Genomic DNA, 22,344 nt, shown 5'->3' on the forward strand with positions numbered 1-22,344 from the left:
GCCTGAATTACCGTCGTGCTGGACCATACCAGCCGCGACCTTGCCTGAATGTTAGTATTGCCTTTCGGGACCTGCAAGGGGGGCCGAACGGTTGATCTGTTTTCAAATCGTTTTACCTGCCAGAGCATGACAAAAGTGTTAACAGAATTCACCCCGACCCGCACCGCAGCCCTGACCCGTTTGGCCCGTTTCGTGCCCCACGCCGGGCGCGATTACACAAGCAAACGCAACTATGATTTGGGCGCAGGTCGCCACATCCATGTATCGGCTTTATCGCCCTACCTGCGCCACCGCATTTTGACCGAGGCAGAGGTCTTGGAAGCGGTTTTGGCCCGGTTTTCGCTGTCCAGCGCCGAAAAGTTCATTCAGGAAGTCTTTTGGCGCACGTATTGGAAAGGATGGCTGGAACTGCGCCCCACGGTCTGGCGCGACTACCAGCACGGTGTGATGCGCCAAATGGACGCCGTGCACACCCAGTCGGGTCTGCGCGACCGTTGGGAGGCAGCCTGTATGGGCGACACAGGCATCGCGTGTTTTGACGCATGGGCCAATGAATTGGTCACAACCGGATACCTGCACAATCATGCGCGGATGTGGTTTGCCTCAATCTGGATTTTTACCCTAAAGCTGCCTTGGGAACTGGGTGCGGATTTCTTTTTGCGACATCTTCTGGATGGCGACCCGGCCTCTAACACCTTGTCGTGGCGATGGGTCGCAGGCATTCAGACACCGGGCAAAACCTACCTGGCCCGCCCCGACAACATCGCAAAATACACCGAAAGGCGGTTTCAGCCACAAGGGCTTGCCCCCCATGCCGATGCGCTGCACGGCGCGGAAAAACCCGCGCCCCTGCCCCTGCCCCATCTGACCGAACCCGCCCCCGCAAAGCGCACCGGTCTGGTTTTGCACAACGACGATCTAAGCCCGCAATTCGTGCTGGACCGCGTCAAAGGCGTCGATGCAACGCTGTGTCTTGAAACATCCCAAAGGCTTAGCCCCTTGGCCCCTGCCCCCCATGTGATTGACTTTGCGAAGACCGCAACACAAGATGTGACCACCCGTTGGGCCGGGCAACTGGGCACGCTGTCCCACGGGCAAAGCGCCGAAGACATCGAAGGATGGGCCAAAGACAATGGCATTGAGCAAATTGTGACAGCCGTGGCACCGGTGGGCCCGAATGCAGATGCTTTGGCGGCGGTCAAATCTGTGCCGGTGGTCCGCGTGCGGCGGCCCTACGACACAGCCGCTTGGCCTTTCGCCACCCACGGTTTTTTTAAATTCAAGGAAAAAATCCCCAAACTGATCGGCTACCTGAATGGGGTTTCTACCACTGATTGAGCGACTTTTCGCCAATTCGTCACACAGCTGTTACGCCCCTGTTACACGAATCCACGACCCATGCGAGCATCGACCATACGCCACGTCACTGTCAGTCGCAGCTTGAGGACATGAAATGAACCGCAACGACATCATCAACGATCCCGAAATCGGCAACAAAGCAGAAGCTTATGAAGCCTTTGACGACATTCCCACAAACCCCAACCTGTCCAACACCATCGGTGATGTGATCAATGCCCGCTATGGCCGTCGCGATGTCTTACGTGGCGCTTTGGGGGTGTCTGCCACCACTGCCCTGTTCGGTACATCCGCGCTGATCGCGCCATCGCATGCAAATGCCGCAACAGACACAAGCAGCCGCTACAGCTTTGATGAACTGGCTTGGGGCAACGATGAAACGCATCACATTGCAAATGGCTACAACGCGGATGTTTTGCTGCGGTGGGGGGATCCGATCACGGCCGACGCCCCTGATTTCGATGTGATGAACCAAAGCGCCGAAGCACAGCTACAACAGTTTGGCTATAACAATGACTACGTGGGCTTCACCGCGCTGAACGACGAAGGCACACGTGGATTGCTGTGTGTGAACCACGAATACACCAACGAAGAGGTGATGTTCCCCGGCCTTGGCCGTCAGGACCGCGACGGGTTCAAAGGCATGACCAAAGAGCTCATAGACATCGAAATGGCAGCGCATGGCGGATCAGTGGTCGAGATTGCCCAAGACGACGCCGGCACATGGGCGCTGGTCAAAGACAGCCAGTACAACCGCCGCATCACGCCGTTGAACACACAAATGACCATCGACGGGCCAGCCGCAGGCCACCCCCGTATGAAAACCAACGCCGACCCCGAAGGCATGACCGTCATCGGCACGGTCAACAACTGCGCAGGGGGCATGACGCCTTGGGGCACCTACCTGATGGCCGAGGAAAATTTCCATGGCTATTTCTGGACCGATGTTGTGGACGCAGACGGCAAGCCCGACATTTCGGCACATGCGGACGCCGCCAAAATGAAGCGTTACGGCGTGCCCGGGCGCTGGTACGCATGGGGTCAGCACCACGACCGCTGGAACATCGACAAAGAACCCAATGAGCCGAACCGCTGGGGCTGGATCGTCGAAGTCGACCCGCGCAACCCCGACGCCAAGCCGATCAAACACACAGCTCTTGGCCGGTTCCGGCACGAAGGCGCGGAAACCACAACATCTAAAGACGGGCATCTGGTGATCTATTCGGGCGACGACAACCGCTTTGATTACCAATACAAGTATGTATCCAAAGGCGTCGTCAATGACGAGACGGCTGTGTTCGGGTCCTCGTTGTTTTCGGACGGCACACTTTACGTGGCGCGCTTTAACGAAGATGGCGTGATTGACTGGCTGCCATTGGTCCATGGCACAGGGCCGCTGACTGCGGAAAACGGCTTTGACAGCCAAGCAGATGTGATGATCGACACGCGGATCGCCGCAGACCTGCTGGGCGCCACCCCAATGGACCGTCCCGAAGACGCACAACCCCGCGGCGATGGCACAGCCTATGTGATGCTGACCAACAACAACAAACGCAAAGCGGGCGATGAGAATGCTGCCAACCCGCGTGCCGCGTCTGATTTCGGGCATATCATCGAGATCAAGGAAGACAATCAGGACCACGCAGCCACCCGCGGCACATGGTCTATCTTGGTCAAATGTGGCGACCCCGAAGTGACCGAAGTCGGCGCCCAGTGGAACCCTGAGACATCCGAAAATGGCTGGTTCGGATCCCCTGACAATTGCGCAATTGATGCAGACGGGCGGCTTTGGGTGTCAACGGATCAAGGATCGAAGTGGGGCAAAACAGGCAAGTCCGACGGGCTTTACGGCGTTGAAACCGAAGGCGATGCGCGCGGCACCTCAAAGCTGTTTTTCCGATGCCCTGTGGGCGGTGAATTGTGCGGACCCTATTTCCACGACAGCGGTGAAACACTGTTTTTGGCGGTGCAGCACCCCGGAACAGACGGCACCAAGGACCTAAAAGGGTTTGAACGGAACTCAACCTTTGAAGACCCTGCTACACGTTGGCCTGACTTTGACCCCGCCATGCCGCCACGTCCATCGGTTCTGGTTGTGACCAAACAGGGTGGCGGGAAAATCGCTGTTTAAGTTTCATGGATTAAGTTCCATGCGCAAACTAAGAAGGGCAGCCCCAGTAGGCTGCCCTTTCCAATGTCTGCATGCCCGATATTATTCGAACTGGCTTGCAACGTTGTCAGCAAAGGCAGACACCACCGCCGCATAGTATTCATCGCTGTCCACCGCCACATATTTCGTGTCGAAGCCATCGGGGTAGAATGCGACAACTTGCTCTGCCGTCTCCGACAAGTCATACGTTTTGTACTTCTTGCCTTCGATGCCGGTGTCGTCACCGTGCAGCAGTTGCACGCGGCCCGCCAATGAACTTTCGGCTTGGCCGGTCGCGCTTTCGAACGAAATGGCAAGGGCCACTTCGTCGATGTCGATTTTGACCGTCATGCCATCTTCGTCAATGCGGTCATTCAGGCGCAACACAAGGGCAGCGGCCAAATCGGTTGGCAATTCGGACCAGGCTTTGGCGGCCTCGTAGGTTTTGATGGCGTCCAGATCCACGTCGACCTCTACGTCGCTGATCGTTGTCGTGGCAGCCAAAGAACCAGCTGTCAGCGTTGTCGCCAGTGCGGAAGTCATAAGAATGCGTTTCATCGTGTCGTCTCCCTCTATTAAGCCCGTTTGTGTTCGGGTATGGTGAGACAACGGCGCACCCCAACAAAAGGTTCCAAAAACCTCTGAACTTCTTTGAACGCGGATTTGAAAGGCTGTCCCAATGGCTCAAGAAAAACGCCCCGACATCAAGACACTGACATCCGGCGTCGGGTTGAAACGCTGGTATTGGTTAAAATCTGAATTGTTGGCTGAAGCACGGCGCTTGGGGCTAAAAACAACAGGGCAAAAATTTGCAATTCTGGACAGGATCGCACATTTTCACGACACAGGGTCCAAAATCGCCCCAACAGACGTGGCCCCCAAAACCTCATCCAAATTCGACTGGCATTGCGCGGAACTGACACCGGATACGGCGCTGACGGACAGTTACAAAAACACCCAGAACGTGCGACGGTTTTTCAAGTCGCAGGTGGGGGACACATTCAAGTTCAACATCGAATTCATGGCTTGGATGAAAAACAACACAGGCGCCACCTTGGCGGATGCGGTGGCCGAGTACATGGCCATGAAGTTGCGCGAGGCCGATCCTGAGTATGAAAGCATGATCGCACACCACAACCAGTTCAATCAATACACCCGCGATTTTTTAGGCGACAATCCCAGGATGGGCCTGTCCGACGTGCGCCATTTTTGGGCCCTCAAGCGTGCCCTGCCCTCGGACGACGGCCGCCACGTTTATGAACGCAGCGACCTTGATCTTATCTGAGATCTTACCTGACGGGCCGCAATCAGTCTCTTAGGCAATTCGCCAAAGAAACAGACAAGGCTCGGATGGTTTCAAAGTAGTGGTCTGGTCCAAGTGGCACATCAAAGCCGATTGGGTCCAGTTCACCGACGCCAACGTCAGGTGCCACGGCGGAAATCCAGTCGCGGTTTTCGGCAGGTTCGGTGAACACGCATTTCGCTTGTGTCTGTTCAATGGTGTTGCGGATTTCGACCAGTCGCTTGGGGCTGGGGCTTTGGGCATCAGAGGCCGCGATTGCGCCGACAGCTTCAATGTCAAAATGCGCCTCGAAATAGTGATAGGCATCATGAGACACGACGAAAGGAATACCTTTGATCGGGGCCAGACGGGCGCGGACATCCGCGTCCAACTGCGCAAACCGGCTGGAGGCATTCGCGGCGTTTTGCAAGTAGACGGCTTTGTTGGCGGGGTCCGCTTCGGCCAATGTCGCCGCGATCACAGCCACCCAGTTTTGGGCATTGTCCGGATCCATCCAGACGTGCGGGTCTTGGCCATCCCCATGTGCGTCGTGATGATCATCATCGTGATGGGCTTCGTCGTTATGCGTCTCGTCGTTATGCGCTTCATCGTGGCTTTCGTCATGCGTGTCCGCATGATCTGCATGCCCATCTTCATCATGCCCATCCGCATGCTTATCATCATGATCATGATCATCATCATGTTCATCTTTATGATCGTCCTTATGCTCTGCTCCGTGATCGTGATGGTCATGCGCTTCAAACGTAGCGCCCTCACGAAATGGCATCGTCTTGGTGGCCGGGTCCGTCATCACATTCACAACCAATGCATCAGCGGCCAACGTATCGACGGATTTCTCAAGCCAAGGCGTCAGATCGGGCCCTATCCAGAACACAACGTCCGCTTGATCCAGCGCGCGTGCCTCGGACGGGCGCATGCTGTGATCATGTGGCGATGCGGTTTGTGGCACAATCAGATCCGGCGCACCAACGCCTTCCATAACCAGCGATACAAGACTGTGAACAGGGGCGATGTCGACGGCAACACGCACATCTTGCGCATGGGCGGACAGCGGCAGGGCAGCTGCTATGAAAGACAGGGTTTTAAGACGCATGGGTGAAGTTTCCGATGTTATAAAGTAACGATGCGCCTCTTGCTAGAAGATATGTTATATTATATCAACCCTTCAAATTGGAGGACCCAAATGCCCCTAGGCTTTGAACACCACAATCACAGCGCGTGTATTTCGGACACTTTGCAGCGGGCCGAAGTGCATTGCCGGGAAGCAAATCTAAACTTTACGCCAGTGCGGCGGCGGGCTTTGGAAATTCTGTTGCAAGAACACCGCGCCCTCGGGGCCTATGATCTTTTGACTGAGCTTGCGGCAAGCGGCATGGGCAAACAGCCCCCCGTTGCCTATCGCGCTTTGGACTTTTTGGTGTCCGCCGGTTTCGCCCATAAGATAGAACGATTGAACGCCTACATTGCGTGTTCGCATCTTGGATCGGATCACGCACCGGCGTTCCTGATATGCCGCAATTGCAATGCCATCAACGAAGCCAATGCAGAGTTGGCCAATGGCCGTCTGGGGGACGCCGCCCGTGCCGCAGGGTTTCAGATTGAACGTACTGTGGTTGAGGCCCTTGGGTTGTGCCCAGCGTGTCAGGACGCCCCATGACACCCTTGATAGAGGCGCAAAACATGACGCTGCGCCTGGGCGGCAAAATCGTTTTGCGCGACGTGGATTTCAGCATTGAAAAAGGCGAAATTGTTACCGTTGTCGGCCCCAACGGATCAGGCAAATCCACTTTGCTGCGTGGATTGATTGGTGCTTTGCGCCCCATGCAAGGCAGCGTGGTCCGGCAGTCCGGTCTGCGCATCGGATATGTGCCGCAAAAGTTGCATGTGGACACCACATTGCCGTTAACCGTGAAGCGGTTTTTGAACATTCCCAAACGCTTGGACGCGGATATTATTTCTGACGCCCTCACCCGTGCCGGTGTGGTCGAGCAGGCGCAGACCCAAATGTCCCAGCTGTCAGGCGGACAGTTCCAGCGCGTTATGCTGGCGCGCGCACTTTTGACAAAACCCGACATTTTGATCCTGGACGAAGCCACACAAGGGCTGGACCAACCCGGGGCCGCCGCATTCTATCGCCAGATCGAAGATGTGCGCAAAGATCTTGGCTGCGCGATTTTGATGGTCAGCCATGATTTGCATGTTGTGATGGCGGCTTCTGACCGTGTGTTGTGCCTGAACGGTCATGTCTGTTGTGAAGGGACCCCTGATATTGTGGCGTCGGCGCCAGAATATCGCGCGTTGTTTGGAACCGGCACACAAGGCGCGTTGGCGCTGTACCGCCATCATCATGATCACAATCACGAACATGTTGGCGCCCATGAGCACGCCCATGATCATGGTCACACCCATTAAGACGCGAGCTGGAAATTTTGAACTATTTAGATGATTTTATGGTGCGTGCTGCGCTGGCCGGTGTAGGTGTTGCCTTGGCAGCAGCACCCTTGGGATGTTTTGTTGTATGGCGCCGGATGGCCTATTTTGGTGATGCCACAGCCCATGCGGCCCTGCTGGGGGTTGCCCTTTCCCTTGCGCTGGATGGTCCCATTATGGTCGGTGTTCTTGCGGTCGCATCGGTGGTTGGTGTGTGTGTCACGTTTTTATCGGGACGTGGGCTGGGCGAAGATACCATCCTTGGGGTTCTGGCCCATAGCCTTTTGGCTGTCGGCCTCGTGGCCGTTTCCTTCATGAGTGGCGTGCGTATGGACCTTATGGGATTTTTAATGGGTGACATTCTGGGGGTCTCAAAGACGGACCTCGCGCTGATTTGGGGCGGTGTGGTGGCGATTCTGGGCGTCATGATCTGGCGCTGGAACGCGTTGCTGACGGTGACCCTTAACCCTGATCTGGCACAAGCCGCAGGGCTGAACAGCCGGCGCGAACAGCTTGTGTTGACAGTCGCTTTGGCTGTTGTTGTGGCTGTGGCGATCAAGGTTGTGGGAGCTTTGCTGATTTCGGCGTTGTTGATCATTCCCGCAGCCGCTGCCCGCCCGCTGGTGCGCACCCCCGAGGCAATGGCGATCATGGCCGCAGGGCTTGGCGGTGTGGCCGCATTGGGGGGCTTGGGTGCTGCGTTCCAATGGAACACGCAAACGGGGCCAACAATTGTGACGCTGGCCGCCATTTTCTTTGTTGTCAGCCACCTGATCGGGGCGTTGCGCCGCCGTTAGGATCAGGTCCCTAGGTGACGCGGCTGCGTTGTTTGTAGACCGGATTGTCCCACAAATCGCCGTTGATCACCTCTGCGATGTGTTCCACCGCCGCTGTGACATCCACGGCGTCCACATACAGCGGCGTAAAGCCGAAGCGCATGATGTTGGGGGCGCGGAAATCGCCAATAACACCACGCGCAATGACGGCCTGCATGGCCGCGTAGCCTTCTTTGAACGCAAAGGACACCTGACTGCCACGCGTCGCAGAATCGCGTGGACTTGCAAGGGTCAAGGCGGGCACTTGGGCTTCGATTTCTTCGATAAACTGTTCTTGCAGCGCGATGGACGCGCGACGCAGTTCCGCCATGTCGACACCCTCCCAGACTTTCAAAGCCTCTTCCAAAGACGCCATCTGGATCACGGGCGGTGTCCCGACGCGCATCCGTTCGATGCCCGGTGCGGGGCGGTAATCAAGGTCAAAATCAAAGGGGGCGTCATGGCCCAACCATCCCGCCAAAGCAGGATCAACCTGATCGGCCAAATCAGAACGCACGTAGATAAACGCAGGCGCACCCGGTCCGCCATTCAGATATTTATAGGTGCAGCCAACGGCAAATTCACATTGGCATGCTGACAGGTCAACAGGCACAGCACCGGCTGAATGCGCAAGATCCCATATCATCACGGCACCTGCGGCGTGGGCCGCCTTGGTCACTGCATCCATATCGTGCATGCGCCCTGTGCGGTAATCAACCTGTGTCAGCATCACAACCGCCACGCTGTCGTCGATAAAGTCTGTGATATTTTCCGGGGCTTCGGTGCGCAGGCTGTAGCCGTCGTCCAGCAATTTCGTCAGCCCGTCCACCATATAAAGATCTGTGGGAAAGTTGCCGGTATCCGACAAGATCACTTTGCGTTCGGGTCGCATTTTGATTGCGGCAGCAACGGCTTGAAACACTTTCACGGACAAGGTGTCGCCCATGGCGATTGTGCCTTCTGGTGCCCCAACAAGCCCCGCCACGGTGTTACCAACGGCGCTGGGTTGCGCCATCCATCCGGCCGTGTTCCAACCTTTGATCAGCATCTCGCCCCACTCGTCCGTCAGCATCGCAGCCACCCTTGCCGGCACCGACTTGGGCAAAGGTCCAAGCGAATTGCCATCAAGATAAATGATGCCGTCTGGCAGGTGGAATTGATCTTTGCGCAAGATAGAGGACATGGGTGTCTCCCGTTGAATGAATATGCTTTAAGCCTAAAGTATAACTACCGGCTTGCAACGAAAAACGCCAGTGCCGCAAGGAAATCCGCGTTCAAGACCGCAACCCACGCAGCTTATGCCGCCGACCAAAGCGCCAACCCCACAACCAACAGCATGGACACTGCCATAGCCACATTGATGCGGCGCTGGATCACATGCGGCAGGTTCAAAGCATGCAACGTCACCCCCGCCCACAACCATCCTACATGCAAAGGCACCCAGATCAGATTGTAGATTACGATTTTGACCACAACCTCGAAGGCCAAAGCCTGCGGGAAAATGACAAAGCCCGAAAACAATGTGGCCGTCACGACGTAGGCCTTGGGATTGATCGGTTGCAAGGCCAATCCGTTCCAGAACCCCAAAGGTTTGCTCGGATCAATAAAGCCTATGCGACTGCCTGCGCTTGCAACACGGTATGCCAAATAGACCAGATACCCCACCGACGCCAACAAAAGGCCCGTGCGCAACCATGGGATTGCAAGACCAGCCGCGGCAATGCCGGAAATCACCAGCACCATCACGATGTGCCCGCCCACAAACAGCCCCGCAATAAACGCCAGCCCCGGACGATACCCGTAAGCCGCCCCAATTCCAGCTGTGGTCAACACGCCCGGACCGGGGGTCACAATCAAGAAGAACACGGCCAAGGCGAATTCGATCATTCAGGCGTTACCTTGTAGGGGGCGAGTGTGTCCCAAAGGAATTCCACCCCTGTTCCGGGGGTGTCCGGTGCAACAGCGTGGGCGTTCCGGATCACCAGCGGGCGCGTGGTATAGCGGTCGATGGGGAAGCTGTGCACTTCAAGCCACCCCCCATGAGCCTGCGACGACACAAGGCTGACATGCAGTTCCTGCATTCCATGTGAACACACAGGCACATTAGTGTTCCGGGTCAGTGCCGCGACCTGCAACCACCCCGTGATCCCACCACAATTCGAAGCATCAGGCTGGATGAACCCCAATTCGGACTGCGCCATCGCCATTTCAAATTCATGGATGGTATGCAGGTTTTCCCCCATGGCGACGGCCATTCCGGTGGCCTGCGTGATTGCGGCGTAACCTGCGTAATCGTCTGGAATTATAGGTTCCTCGAACCACAGAATGTCTTGATCTTTCACGGCCTGTGCAAGGCTGATCGCCTGATCCACCGTCATCGAATAATTCGCGTCGATCATGAATTTCGCGTCCGCGCCGATTTGTTTGCGCACAGCTTTGATACGCGTGACATCTTCGTGTTCGGTTGGTTGGCCGATTTTGATTTTTACCGCATTCAGGCCTGCGTCGAGATAGCTTTGCACATGCGACAATAGTTTTGGCAAAGAATAAGCCAGATCGATCCCGCCCCCGTAGGCTTTGCATGTGTTGCCATGTCCACCCGCCATTTGCCAAAGCGGTTTTCCTGCAGACTTTCCACGCAGATCCCACAACGAAATGTCGATCGCCGAAATTGCAAAGCTTACGATCCCACCGCGCCCGACATAGTGCATGTGCCATTGCATTGCCTCATAGATCGCTTCGACACGGCCTGCGTCTTGCCCGATCAGCCACGGCCCAATATCATGTTGGATCATTGCCTGCACCGCATGACCGCCACGCCCACCTGTGTAGGTGTACCCGGTTCCCTGGGCGCCATCCTCCAATGTGACTGTCACTGTCACCAGTTGGAAGTGACTGTGATCCCCGTGTTTGGCGTCCACCAACACCTCATCCAGCGGGACATTGAACAAACACGCTTCAACAGATTTGATTCTGGACATCCTGAATCCTTCGCTGTGTCCTTTTTTGTGATCCGAGACAGGGGGGCTCTGCCCCCCGCCGGCTGCGCCGCTTCCCCCCGGGATATTTTTGGCGAAAAGAAAATGGGGTCACATATCGGCACATTCCGGCACCGGCGTCAGCGTTTTGCCGTCTTCAAGATGCTGCAACAAGTTGTCCACTGTCAGTTTTCCCATTGCCGCGCGTGTTTCGACCGTGCCACTGCCCACGTGCGGCAAAAGCACCGTACGAGGGTGATCGCGCAAAGCCTGCGGCACTTTGGGTTCTTGCTCGAATACATCCAGACCGGCCCAGCCAAGCTTGCCGGTTTGCAGCGCTGTAATCAGCGCATTCTCATCGACGACCGACCCCCGAGACACATTGATCAGCGTCCCGTTTGCCCCCAGCGCCTCCATAACCTCTGCGTTGACGATCTTGTTCGTCGATGGTCCGCCCGGTGTGATACAGATCAGCACATCAGCGTCTCGGGCCATGGCCGTGAGGTTATCGTAGTGAGTGTATTCCACGTCCTTTTTGGTGCGCGTATGGTAAATGATCTTGCTGTTCCAGGGTGCAAGCTTATCGGCAATTGCTTGCCCGATCCGACCCAGCCCAAGAATACCTACCGTTTGGTTGTCGGCAGACCGCGTCAACGGCGCGTTCCCTTCGGTTTCCCACGCACCGTCACGCACGTAGGAATCGTCGCGCAGGATTTCGCGGTAACACGCCAGCATCAACAGCACAGCCGTGGTCGCAACTTCGGCATTCAGCACATTGGGGGTGTGGGTAACAACCACGCCACGCGCTTTCGCCGCTTGCACATCGATGGCATCATATCCAACGCCATAACAAGAGATCGCCTGCAAGTTCGGTAAACTGTTCATGATGTCGGCTTTCACACCGTCGTGCCCGTTTGTGATGATATGAGTGATCTTTGCGGGATCGTGGTCTTCTAAAGAATGTACCGTAAATGCCGCTTCAAGCCGCGCTTTCATGGCCTCGGTCACGCCGCCGATTTGTAAAAGCTCAGCCATCCTGGTCGACCTTTTGTGTTTGCTGACCCAAGCCTTCGATTTCAAGCGTCATGACGTCGCCTTTGCTGAGATAGACCGGGGTGGGCTTGATCCCCATTCCAACACCCGGGGGTGTGCCTGTTGTGATGATGTCACCTGGATGCAGCGTGAAAAGCTGGCTGAGGTGTTCGATGATTTCCGCAACGCTAAAGATCATCGTCGCGGTGTTGCCGGTCTGCATACGCTTGCCGTTCACATCAAGCGACATGGCCAGGTTTTGCGGATCGGGCACCTCGTCGCGGGTCACAAGATAGGGGCCGGTGGGGCCGAATGTGTCGCAGGATTTACCTTTGGTCCATTGTCCGGTCAGCTGGGTTTGGAAGTGCCGTTCAGAGACATCATTGACGATGCAATAGCCTGCCACGTGATCCAAGGCGTTGTCTTTGCTGACATACTTCGCTTCTTTTCCGATCACGACGCCCAATTCGACCTCCCAATCGGTGTGGGTTGATCCGCGAGGCATCACCACATCGTCGTTGGGTCCGACAATGGCGGAATTGGCCTTGAAAAACAGGATCGGGTGTTCAGGGATGGCGGCACCGGTTTCGGCAGCATGGTCAGAGTAATTAAGACCGATGCACAGGAACTTGCCAAAATTACCGACGCAGGCCCCGATGCGCGGGCTGCCTTCAACAGCGGGTAACGTTGCGGGGTCAATTTTGGTCAACTCGGCCAGCTTGGCATCGCCCAGCATATCACCGTTGATATCATCAACATGCGCCGACAGATCACGTAGCGTGTCGCCATCCATCAAACCGGGTTTTTCAGCGCCTTTTGCGCCATAGCGTACAAGTTTCATGTCAGCTCCTTAATGATTGTCGCGCGGCATGTATTTGCGCGAAATGTCTTGGTATTTGGTGGCGCCTTTGAGGGTCATGCCCTCATCAAAGCGGCCGACTTTTTCGCGGAAGAACTCTTGCCATGGGGATTGGCTTTCCGGCACACCGTATCCTCCGTTTTCAAGCAAAACCCTTGCGCGGTCTGCCAATTCGTCCAGCGGCACCAACATGTCGGCGGTGCATTTGCGCAGGTCGATGCGCACTGTGTCGCCCGTTTGCAAAAGCGCCAAACCACCACCGTCAGCGGCTTCGGGGGACGCGTTCAAAATTGAAGGCGATCCAGATGTACCGGATTGTCGCCCGTCCCCGATGCAAGGCAGCGCGTTTATGCCCTTTTTCAACAGGTATGACGGGGGACGCATGTTCACGACTTCGGCGCCGCCCGGATAGCCCTTGGGGCCTGCGCCGCGCATAAACAGAACACAGCTTTCGTCAATATTTTCCGATGGGTCGTCGATGCGGTGGTGGAAATCTTCTGGCCCGTCAAAAACCACCGCGCGCCCTTCAAAGGCATCGGGATCGTCGGGGTCGCTGAGGTAGCGGGCGCGGAACGCATCCGAAATCACGGACGTCTTCATGATCGCGGAATCGAACAGGTTGCCCGACAAGTTGATAAACCCCGCAGCTTGCATCAAAGGCGCCGCCGCCGTTTTGATCACATCGTCGTTCTGTGTGCGGGTTGCGGTGCAGTTTTCGCCCATGGTTTTACCATTGGCTGTGATCGCATCCGGATGCGGCAACAGATTTGCCGCAATCAATTCACCGACAACAGCCGGCACACCGCCTGCATGTTGATAATCTTCGCCAAGGTATTTGCCCGCCGGCTGAAGGTTAACAAGCAACGGGATTTCATGGCCGATTTTCTGCCAGTCATTATTGTCCAAAGCCACATCAAGGTGGCGGGCAATACCGTTCAGATGAATAGGCGCGTTGGTGGACCCGCCGATGGCAGAATTGATGACAATTGCGTTTTCAAACGCCTCGCGCGTCATAATATCCGAGGGGCGCAAATCTTCCCACACCATGTCGACGATGCGCTTGCCAGTGTTGTAGCTCATTTGACCACGTTCACGGTAAGGCGCTGGAATCGCCGCACTTCCCGGCATTTGCATCCCCAAGGCTTCGGCAAGGGAATTCATCGTGGTCGCCGTGCCCATGGTGTTGCAATAGCCCACTGACGGGGCCGAGGCGGCGGCGATGTTCATGAATTCATCATCGTCAATCTCGCCTGCGGCCAGCGCTTCGCGCGCCTTCCAGATCACGGTTCCGGACCCGGCCCGTTCGCCTTTCCACCAGCCGTTCAGCATCGGCCCGACCGACAGGGCAATCGCAGGAATGTTAACGGTCGCGGCGGCCATCAGCAGCGCGGGCGTGGTCTTGTCGCAGCCGATGTTCAGCACGACACCGTCCAGCGGATACCCGAACAGCGTTTCGACCAAAGACAGATAGGCAAGGTTGCGATCCAGCATCGCGGTGGGGCGTTTGCCGGTTTCCTGAATAGGATGAACCGGCACTTCGATGCACGTGCCCCCTGCCGCGATAATGCCGTCGCGCACACGCTTGGTCAGTTCCAGATGGTGGCGGTTGCAGGGCGACAAATCTGACCCGGTTTGCGCGATCCCGATGATCGGCTTGCCAGATTGCAGCTCTTCGCGGGTCAATCCGTAATTCAGATATCGCTCCAGATAGAGCGCTGTCATTTCAGGGTCTTCCGGATTGTTGAACCATTTGCGCGAGCGCAGATTTTCAGGTTTCATTTTGGTCATTGGCCGCTCCAGCCTCCGTCGATGATATGAGTGTGACCTGTGGTAAAGGCACTTTCGTCGCTGGCCAGATACACCACAAGATGTGCGATTTCTTCGGCGCTTGCCACGCGCCCCATGGGTTGGCGGGCCACAAACTGCGCCATGGCCGCATCATAGCTACCAAGTTCTTCGCCCAACGCCGTCACACGGTCATGCCAGCTTGGGGATTCAACGGTGCCAGGGCAAATGCAATTGCAGCGAATGCCCTGCTTGATGTAGTCCACCGCGATGGATTTGGTGAGCCCCACAACAGCCGCTTTGGTTGTACCGTACACAAAGCGATTGGGCGCCCCAATAATGCTGCCCAAAGCCGATGACATATTGATGATAGACCCGCTGCCACGGTCCAGCATCCCCGGCAATGCCGCCTTCACCGTACGCACCATTGAGCGCACATTCAGATCGAAGGCAAAGTCAATTTCATCCTCGGACGCATCCAGAATTGTACCGTGATGCACGAAGCCCGCGCAGTTGAACAAGATGTCCGGCTGAGCCGTTTGTACCCCTGCCAAAACACTATCGCTGTCCAAGGCATTTAGTTCGAAAATTTCGATATTTTCGTGATTCGCGCTCCGAATCGTGGAAAGCGCATCCATGTTTACATCCGTGGCAAAGACGTGAGCACCTTGTGCTGCCATAGCCAGCGCAGACGCCCGTCCAATCCCTTGCCCAGCGGCCGTCACCAAAGCACGCTTTCCCTTAAGCCTTTGATTCATATCAGTATCCCTGTTCCGACCTTCGGCAATCTGTCCAAAAACCGGACCCTGCCCCTACGGAAATATTCGTGAACGAGGAAAGGAATTTCACCGTAAGGGCTGGTCCCCTTCCCGCATTTTGTTAGCGTATGACACAGTTATGGCTTTGACCATGGCATAGATTTGGGAAGGAAAGCGTCATGGCGCAGAAACGAAACATTGCCTTGATCGGAACCGGCCTGATGGGAGTGCCCATGTCGCTTAATCTGATGGTGGCGGGCCATGATTTGACCGTTTGGAACCGAACGCAATCGCGGGCGGCCCCTGTCGTGGAAAACGGTGCCCGCTGGGCCGAAAGCGCAGCCCTTGCCATAGCCAAGGCCGACGTCCTTATCACGATGTTGTCCGACGGTTTTGCAGCACTGGCATTGCTGGAAGATGCAGAGTTCTTAGCGCAGCTGACACCGGGAAAAATCTGGTTGGACATGTCCAGCACTAAGCCAGAACATGCCCGCACACTGTCCTCCCGGCTGTCTCCAATGGGGGTGGCGTTCATGGACGCGCCGGTGTCGGGCGGCACCAAAGGGGCGCAGGCCGCGACATTGGCGATCATGGCGGGTGGGTCTGCGGACACTTTTGATGTGCTGCGCCCCGTTTTTGACGCCATGGGTCGCGCCGTTCATGTCGGACCGGTTGGAAGCGGACAACTGGCAAAACTGGCCAACCAGACCATCGTCGCCGTGACAATCAGCGCGGTTGCCGAAGCCATGCTGTTGATCGAACAAGGCGGCGCAGACCCTGCCGCAGTGCGCGACGCGCTGAAGGGCGGCTTCGCAGACAGCATCATCTTGCAACAACACGGTGCGCGCATGTCAGCCGGCGATTTCGCCCCGGGCGGTCTTTCCAAGTTCCAGCGCAAGGATTTGGATAATACATTGGCCGAAGCCGCGACCTTGGGTCTGGAACTGCCATCGACCCAAGCCGTCCGTGATCGCTTTGATCACTTTATTGAACACATGGGGGGCGCTGATCTGGATCACTCGGGGCTTTATCTTGAACTTAAAGCACGCAATGGAATGCCATCATGACAACTGTATTGATCTTGGGCGGCGGCGGAATGATTGGCCAGAAACTGGCCCGCAGCCTTACGACTTCTGATGTGACTTTGTTCGACATCGCCTTTCCACCTGATGGCGCACCGGGACAACAGATCACCGGCAACATTGCTGATCCTGCAACGGTCCAAGCTTTGGCCGCGCGGCGACCGGATGTGATTTATCATCTCGCCGCCATCGTCTCGGGCCAAGCCGAAACCGACTTCGAGATGGGTTGGGATATCAACATGATGGCCATGTGGCATCTGTTGAACGCATTGAAGGCAGAGCATGACGCAAGCAACGGGATATATGTCCCAAAAATTGTGTTCACCTCTTCCATCGCAGTATTCGGGGCCCCCTTTCCCGAAAAGATCGACGATGATTTCCTGACGGCCCCACAAACAAGCTATGGTGCCCAAAAGGCAGGGTGCGAGCTGATGGTGTCGGACTTCAGCCGCAAGGGTTTTGTAGATGGGATTTCGTTGCGCCTGCCTACGATTTGCGTCCGTCCCGGTGCCCCCAATGCGGCTGCGTCGGGATTCTTCTCAGGTATTATTCGCGAACCACTGAACGGCGTGCAGGCCCCTTTGCCTGTTCCAGACACTGTGCGTCATTGGCATGCCTCGCCACGCGCGGCAGTTGGGTTCCTGCGCAAAGCGGCCCAGTTGGACACAGAGGTGTTGCAAGGGCGCAGAGCATTGAATTTGCCCGGAATTTCAGTGACAGTCGCACAACAAATAGAAGCGCTGCGCCGTGTGGCAGGACAGAATGCCGTGAATTTAATCCAACCGGCACCGGATGACGCGATCATGGCCATTGTGCGTGGATGGCCTCAGGATTTCGCTCCACACAGGGCGCAGGCCTTGGGGTTTGAGGCCGAAGACAGTTTTGATGAGATCATAAAGGTCTACCTCGAAGATGATTTTCAAAAATAGACCGTGACTGTGCAGAGTACTGGCCACCTCTGCGGCGCGGAGCAATTTATGAACATTCGGCCCGGATTTGACGAATAATTAAACATGCCCGTGCAACAAAGCCTGTGAAAAGCTGCTATGGAAGCGTTCTGGGCAACACCGGAGCACTTAGTGAACATCTAAAATAGATTCGCAGCACAAGTAGAAAGGCTGTGGCGCATGTTGGCAATACTCGGCGACAACTCAAAGAATTTCATTACATCCAAAGCAACGGGGCAATCGCAAATCCATATCCGGGTCAAGGCCGGCGATGACGATGTAACACTCAGATTTGACAACAACTTGTATGTGCCAGCCCGACAGAATGAAGTGAACGCACACCATGTTTACGGGTGCTGCGGGCGCGACACATTTCGATTTGAAAACACAAGCAACGTCACCCAAAGCAACGCACGCGTTGTAGGGCGCATCGACGACTTCGACCCGTCACAAGATCGCATTGTGGTAGACGGGCGAACCGTTGATCTGGCGAACCTGCCAAACAATGTTCGCATTGTAGCACATCAGGATCAACAATGGATCCTGATCAATGGCAACATACTGTATGCCCTTGAAGGTGCGCGGCGCGACGACGGACCGGATGCCGACAGCGAAGAACGCCATTTTATCGATTGGCCATCCGCATGGCTGAATGGCGTACCGTCTTCCGCAGATGTGCCTTGGGTGGACCCAATGAATTTCGTGCCCGCCTCTGCGTACATCCCAGGTGCCCGCCTGATTTACGGGCCGCAACAGAACCCGAAAGGGTCAAACGGCGCAGATCATATCTTTGCGGAAAAGAACCCCGGTCGGACGGATCAACTTATTAAAGGTAATGGCGGAGATGACGTGATTGATGCAGTGCAGGGTCATGACACCATCTATGGTGGTGACGGTCATGACCGTATCGCAGGCGGCACAGATCGCGATCTTGTCTTTGCAGGATCGGGGAACGACATTGTTTGGGGCGGCACTGAAAATGACGTCCTGAAAGGGCAAAACGGCAATGATTCTCTTTATGGCGGCAGTGGGCGGGATGACTTGTCTGGCGGATCGGGCAATGACTTTACCTATGGGCAGGCCGGTGATGATGTGTTGTCCGGACGCGCTGGCAATGACCGCATGGCAGGCGGCGATGGCAACGACAGGATTGTGGGCGGACATGGCAACGACGTGATGCGTGGCGACAAAGGCAACGACAAAGTCTTTGGTCAAACGGGTGATGACACGGTGATCGGGTGCAATGGTGCGGACCTGTTGGATGGCGGCGCGGGACGGGATCTGATCAATGGCGGTTCCGGCAATGACACGCTGTTTGGCGGCGATGGCAACGATCTTATGAACGGCAATAAGAACAACGACAGCCTACGCGGAAACAAAGGCGCCGACACACTGATTGGTGACGCTGGTGACGATGTTCTGCGTGGTGGGTTTGCGGCAGATACCTTCGTGTTTTCAACAGGTCACGGGCAGGACATCATTCGGGACTTTAACGTTGATCAGCGCGGCGAGGTCATTGATCTGTCGGCGGTGGGCAGCGTCAATCACTTTGCCGATTTGATGGACAACCATGTGTCTCAAGGCGCAACCGGTGTTTTGATCGATACCGGCGGTGGCAATAGCATTCTGCTGCAGGGGGTCAGTTTGAACGAATTGGACCGTGATGATTTTATCTTCTGACGGGTGGTCTCGGGATCAGAGTTTTGCGTCCTCACCCAGGGTTTCGCCAGTCAGATGACGCGCCAGATGATCGTGAATTTTCTGTCGCGTCAGGGCCTCGTCCCCTGACAAGGCGGCGGCCAAAATTTCCTGATGATGTTCGATGTTTTTTGAAATGAACCCGAACGACCGGTCCGCCACCATCAACTGCTGCCGAAACCGGCCATAGACGTTGGCATGCAGGTCTTTCAATGTGACCGACCCACAAGCAGAAATCAGGGTTTCGTGAAATTCGCGTTCTGCGTCAAACCAGATATCTTCAAACGCACCCGTGTCATCGGCGGCATGGATGCGCCGTTCGATATGGCTCAACTGGTGATGTGCTGCGGTCAAACGGGCTTCCCATGCGACGCCCCCGTTTCGAATTGACAAAACCGTGCCTTCGCCTTCCAGCAACACACGCATGTGCGTCAATTCCGCAAGAATACCTTTCGACCGTTCAGGCACACGAAATCCGCGCTGGTCCTGAAAGGTCACCAAGCCTTGAATGGACAGCCGGAACAATGCTTCGCGGATCGTAGAGGCAGAGCATCCGTATTCGGCACGCAGATGTTCCGCCTTAAGTTTCGCACCATGCACAAAGCCGTTGGCGATCAGACGGTGACGTAAAGCGTCATAAATATCAATATCTTGCGTCATATCCCCACCTTCCAGCCATTCTTACAGTAGCATCAGAATTTCAACAATATACAAAAATCTCGAAATTTTTAGTGAATTTAGTTTTTTCTTGGCAGACAGAGATTCAATCTCTACCGTTCTCGTAGCGTGACTCGGAATGGGCATCAAAAGCCCGACTTAAGACGCTCTACGTCTGGGAGGACAAAATGAAACTATTCAAAACTGCGGCCACCTTGGCCGTCGCTGCGGCCCTGACCGCGACAACGGCGTTGACCGCCACCGCAGAGACAACAAGCCTGCGCATCCAAACGCATTTTTCGCCTGAAACACTGTCGGGCAAAATGGCCAAAAAATTCGTGGACGATGTGCAAACAATGTCCAACGGCGAAATCCAGATCGAGATGTTCTATTCCTCGTCTGTTGTAAAATCCGTCGAAACCTTTGATGCCGCTGCAACCGGCATTCTGGATTGTGACATGACCGGAGGCGCATACCAGACTGGTAAAAACCCCGCCTTCCAATTCGCAGGCGACCTGATGGGCGGCTACCAGAACCCCTATCAGCAAATGGCATGGCTGCTGCACGGCGACGGCCGCGCGGCATTGAACGGTTTGTACAACGGCTATGACATGGAATTCATCGGCTGGTGGATCCCCGGCCCTGAATCGCTGGCGTCCACAAAACCCATTCGCAGCGTCGGTGACTTCAAGGACTGGAAATTCCGCTCCCCCCCCGGCTTGGCGACCAAAGTATTCGCCAACCTTGGCGCTTCGCCAATTGTGATGGACTTCAACGAAATCTTCACGGCTCTTGAGACGGGCATTATTGACGGCGCAGACGCGGCGAACCTGACCAACAACGTGGGCTTGGGTCTGTACGACATCGCCGAACACACAAACTTCCCCGGCTTCCACTCAATGCCTGCTGACCACTTGGCATGCCGCAAGGACGTTTGGGATGCGATGCCTGCGCACCACAAAAAGATTATGGAAGTCGGCATGGACAGCTTGGCCTTGCACAACGCAACCAAGAACGAAGTCCAAAACGCACAGACCGCCAAGGACCTGCGCGCCAAAGGTGTGAACCTGTACGAATGGACGCCCGAGGACCTGCAAGTTTACCGTGATGCGGTTCAAAAAGGCTGGACTGAATTTGCCACCACGCCTGAAGCCAAAGCTTTGTTGGAAAGCCACATCGCCTTCCTTAAAGACATGGGCGCCATGAAGTAAGCCTTTCTTGGCCAACAAGAAAATCGGCGGCAGGGCTTTGCAAAAGGTCCTGCCGTTTTCCCTAAAAGAGCTGCCATTTTGATGAAAATCACCCGCGTCACATCCCACGTCTTGCGCTATGACATGCCCGAACGTCTGGGGTATTCGCAGCAGTATTACGCCCAGCGCACGGCCCATTTGATAGAGGTCGAGACCGACGAAGGCGTGACCGGTTGGGGTGAATGCTTTGGTCCCGGCAATATCGCTTTGGCCAACAAGGCCATCGTTGAGCGCGTCATCGCCCCCATGATTGTGGGGATGGATCCGATGGACCGCGACGTCATCTGGCACAAAGTTTACAACCTGATGCGGGACCACGGCCAAAAAGGCATGCCCTTGCAGTCTTTGTCAGGCGTGGACATCGCCCTTTGGGACATCGCGGGCAAGATCGCAAACCTGCCTTTGCACAAATTGATCGGCGGAGCGCACCGCACGTCTGTCCCCTGCTATGGCTATGGCATGATGTTGCGCGAAGAACCCGTGGCCGCCCTTGCTGACCGTTTCACCGACGAAGCCGCCGCCATCAAGGACGCGGGCTTTGCCGCCACAAAAATGAAAGTGGGCTTTGGCCCCAAACCCGACGTGCGCCTGTGCGAGGCTGTGCGCAAAGGCATTGGCGACGATTTCCGGTTCATGGTAGATGCCAATCACGCCTACACGACCTCAGATGCATTTTATGTGGGCCGTGCGCTCGAAGACCTAGACGCCTATTGGTTTGAAGAACCCATCGCCCCCGAGGATCTGGATGGATACCGCGAATTACGCGCAGGCTTAAGCGTCAACATTTCCGGCGGTGAAGCCGAATTCAACCGCTGGGGCTGGCGTGCCATTTTGGAAAACCGCGGTCTCGACATTGCGCAACCCGAAGTCTGCGCCTTGGGCGGTGTGTCTGAATATTTGCGGGTCTTGGCCCTGTGTCATGCCCATTTCACGCCCGTCATCAACCACGTCTGGGGCAGCGCCATAGCCGTCGCCACCAATTTGCAATTGCTGGCTGCGATGCCTCCCCTGCCCGGAGGCTTGCATCCGTGGGAACCGATGTTGGAATTCGATACAACCGACAACAAATTCCGCGACCAGTTGCTGACGCACCCTTTGGACATTCAGGGCCAGGTGAAAGCCAATGCAGGGCGCGTGGCGATCCCCGATGGCCCGGGCATCGGCGTGCAACCGGATCGTGATTTCATCAAACACTACACATGGGATGCGTAATCCGGTGATACGCAACACACCCGTGGAAGGGGG

Annotated in this window: 21 protein-coding genes; 11 read left to right on the forward strand and 10 right to left on the reverse strand. The window is 56.0% G+C overall.

What is annotated here, in order from left to right:
* Positions 1–126: 126 nt before the first annotated feature.
* Both ABJL60_RS18980 and ABJL60_RS18985 read left to right on the forward strand, forming a co-directional pair.
* Positions 127–1,338 (forward strand): FAD-binding domain-containing protein, encoded by a 1,212-nt coding sequence (locus ABJL60_RS18980; protein ID WP_348373982.1) that lies wholly within the window; start codon positions 127–129, stop codon positions 1,336–1,338.
* A 115-nt stretch (positions 1,339–1,453) separates the two neighbouring features.
* Positions 1,454–3,487, forward strand: a complete 2,034-nt coding sequence (locus tag ABJL60_RS18985) for a PhoX family phosphatase (RefSeq protein WP_348373983.1) — start codon at positions 1,454–1,456, stop codon at positions 3,485–3,487.
* An 81-nt stretch (positions 3,488–3,568) separates the two neighbouring features.
* On the opposite strand, the gene ABJL60_RS18990 is transcribed toward ABJL60_RS18985, so the two are convergent.
* Positions 3,569–4,063: a hypothetical protein gene (locus ABJL60_RS18990; protein ID WP_348373984.1), complete on the reverse strand. Its 495-nt coding sequence runs from the start codon at positions 4,061–4,063 to the stop codon at positions 3,569–3,571.
* Between the two features lie 121 nt (positions 4,064–4,184).
* Here ABJL60_RS18990 and ABJL60_RS18995 point away from each other — a divergent pair, with 121 nt between their 5' ends.
* Complete coding sequence (locus tag ABJL60_RS18995; protein ID WP_348373985.1) at positions 4,185–4,790, forward strand: DUF6434 domain-containing protein; 606 nt, start codon at positions 4,185–4,187, stop codon at positions 4,788–4,790.
* Between the two features lie 22 nt (positions 4,791–4,812).
* On the opposite strand, the gene ABJL60_RS19000 is transcribed toward ABJL60_RS18995, so the two are convergent.
* Entirely contained in the window at positions 4,813–5,901 is a 1,089-nt protein-coding gene (locus tag ABJL60_RS19000; RefSeq protein ID WP_348373986.1) for a zinc ABC transporter substrate-binding protein, read from the reverse strand.
* Positions 5,902–5,991: 90 nt separating this feature from the next.
* On the opposite strand from ABJL60_RS19000, the gene ABJL60_RS19005 reads away from it, so the two are divergent.
* Genes ABJL60_RS19005 through ABJL60_RS19015 form a run of 3 tightly spaced genes read left to right on the forward strand, consistent with a single transcriptional unit; the run spans position 5,992 to position 8,035 of the window.
* On the forward strand, positions 5,992–6,465 hold the full coding sequence (locus tag ABJL60_RS19005; protein WP_348289971.1) for a transcriptional repressor: 474 nt from the start codon (positions 5,992–5,994) through the stop codon (positions 6,463–6,465).
* A complete protein-coding gene (locus tag ABJL60_RS19010) occupies positions 6,462–7,220 on the forward strand; it encodes a metal ABC transporter ATP-binding protein (RefSeq protein ID WP_348373987.1) in 759 nt (252 codons plus the stop codon). Before ABJL60_RS19005 ends, ABJL60_RS19010 begins: the two co-directional genes overlap by 4 nt.
* A 17-nt stretch (positions 7,221–7,237) precedes the next feature.
* Positions 7,238–8,035 carry a metal ABC transporter permease gene (locus ABJL60_RS19015; protein WP_348373988.1) on the forward strand — a complete coding sequence of 266 codons (798 nt, stop codon included), beginning with the start codon at positions 7,238–7,240 and terminating at the stop codon, positions 8,033–8,035.
* A 10-nt stretch (positions 8,036–8,045) separates the two neighbouring features.
* Here ABJL60_RS19015 and kynU read toward each other — a convergent pair whose 3' ends face one another.
* The 7 genes from kynU to ABJL60_RS19050 form a co-directional block, all read right to left on the reverse strand.
* Positions 8,046–9,236, reverse strand: a complete 1,191-nt coding sequence (kynU, locus tag ABJL60_RS19020) for a kynureninase (RefSeq protein WP_348373989.1) — start codon at positions 9,234–9,236, stop codon at positions 8,046–8,048.
* Positions 9,237–9,349: 113 nt separating this feature from the next.
* Positions 9,350–9,940 (reverse strand): LysE family translocator, encoded by a 591-nt coding sequence (locus ABJL60_RS19025; protein WP_348373990.1) that lies wholly within the window; start codon positions 9,938–9,940, stop codon positions 9,350–9,352.
* On the reverse strand, positions 9,937–11,034 hold the full coding sequence (locus tag ABJL60_RS19030) for a mandelate racemase/muconate lactonizing enzyme family protein (protein WP_348373991.1): 1,098 nt from the start codon (positions 11,032–11,034) through the stop codon (positions 9,937–9,939). Before ABJL60_RS19030 ends, ABJL60_RS19025 begins: the two co-directional genes overlap by 4 nt.
* A gap of 108 nt (positions 11,035–11,142) precedes the next feature.
* Positions 11,143–12,066, reverse strand: a complete 924-nt coding sequence (locus ABJL60_RS19035) for a 2-hydroxyacid dehydrogenase (RefSeq protein WP_348287620.1) — start codon at positions 12,064–12,066, stop codon at positions 11,143–11,145.
* Positions 12,059–12,904, reverse strand: a complete 846-nt coding sequence (locus tag ABJL60_RS19040; protein ID WP_348287622.1) for a fumarylacetoacetate hydrolase family protein — start codon at positions 12,902–12,904, stop codon at positions 12,059–12,061. The genes ABJL60_RS19035 and ABJL60_RS19040 overlap by 8 nt, the downstream gene beginning before the upstream one ends.
* Before the next feature lie 9 nt (positions 12,905–12,913).
* The gene (locus ABJL60_RS19045; protein WP_348373992.1) at positions 12,914–14,710 is read right to left on the reverse strand and encodes an IlvD/Edd family dehydratase; all 1,797 of its coding nucleotides are present in this window, start codon (positions 14,708–14,710) and stop codon (positions 12,914–12,916) included.
* Positions 14,707–15,465 carry an SDR family oxidoreductase gene (locus ABJL60_RS19050; RefSeq protein WP_348373993.1) on the reverse strand — a complete coding sequence of 253 codons (759 nt, stop codon included), beginning with the start codon at positions 15,463–15,465 and terminating at the stop codon, positions 14,707–14,709. Before ABJL60_RS19050 ends, ABJL60_RS19045 begins: the two co-directional genes overlap by 4 nt.
* Before the next feature lie 179 nt (positions 15,466–15,644).
* On the opposite strand from ABJL60_RS19050, the gene ABJL60_RS19055 reads away from it, so the two are divergent.
* The 3 genes from ABJL60_RS19055 to ABJL60_RS19065 all read left to right on the forward strand — a co-directional run bounded on the left by ABJL60_RS19055 (position 15,645) and on the right by ABJL60_RS19065 (position 19,174).
* Positions 15,645–16,532: an NAD(P)-dependent oxidoreductase gene (locus ABJL60_RS19055; protein WP_348373994.1), complete on the forward strand. Its 888-nt coding sequence runs from the start codon at positions 15,645–15,647 to the stop codon at positions 16,530–16,532.
* The gene (gene denD / locus ABJL60_RS19060; protein WP_348373995.1) at positions 16,529–17,476 is read left to right on the forward strand and encodes a D-erythronate dehydrogenase; all 948 of its coding nucleotides are present in this window, start codon (positions 16,529–16,531) and stop codon (positions 17,474–17,476) included. The genes ABJL60_RS19055 and denD overlap by 4 nt, the downstream gene beginning before the upstream one ends.
* Before the next feature lie 198 nt (positions 17,477–17,674).
* Positions 17,675–19,174 (forward strand): hypothetical protein, encoded by a 1,500-nt coding sequence (locus ABJL60_RS19065; RefSeq protein WP_348373996.1) that lies wholly within the window; start codon positions 17,675–17,677, stop codon positions 19,172–19,174.
* A 15-nt stretch (positions 19,175–19,189) separates the two neighbouring features.
* Here the strand turns inward: ABJL60_RS19065 and ABJL60_RS19070 are convergent, their stop codons facing one another.
* Entirely contained in the window at positions 19,190–19,852 is a 663-nt protein-coding gene (locus tag ABJL60_RS19070) for a GntR family transcriptional regulator (RefSeq protein ID WP_348287634.1), read from the reverse strand.
* A gap of 185 nt (positions 19,853–20,037) precedes the next feature.
* On the opposite strand from ABJL60_RS19070, the gene ABJL60_RS19075 reads away from it, so the two are divergent.
* Complete coding sequence (locus ABJL60_RS19075; protein ID WP_348287636.1) at positions 20,038–21,060, forward strand: TRAP transporter substrate-binding protein; 1,023 nt, start codon at positions 20,038–20,040, stop codon at positions 21,058–21,060.
* A gap of 81 nt (positions 21,061–21,141) precedes the next feature.
* Positions 21,142–22,311, forward strand: coding sequence for a mandelate racemase/muconate lactonizing enzyme family protein (locus ABJL60_RS19080; RefSeq protein ID WP_348373997.1), 1,170 nt, complete (start codon positions 21,142–21,144; stop codon positions 22,309–22,311).
* Positions 22,312–22,344 lie beyond the last annotated feature (33 nt).

It is taken from the genome of Ascidiaceihabitans sp. (assembly GCF_039986515.1).
GTDB lineage: Bacteria > Pseudomonadota > Alphaproteobacteria > Rhodobacterales > Rhodobacteraceae > Ascidiaceihabitans.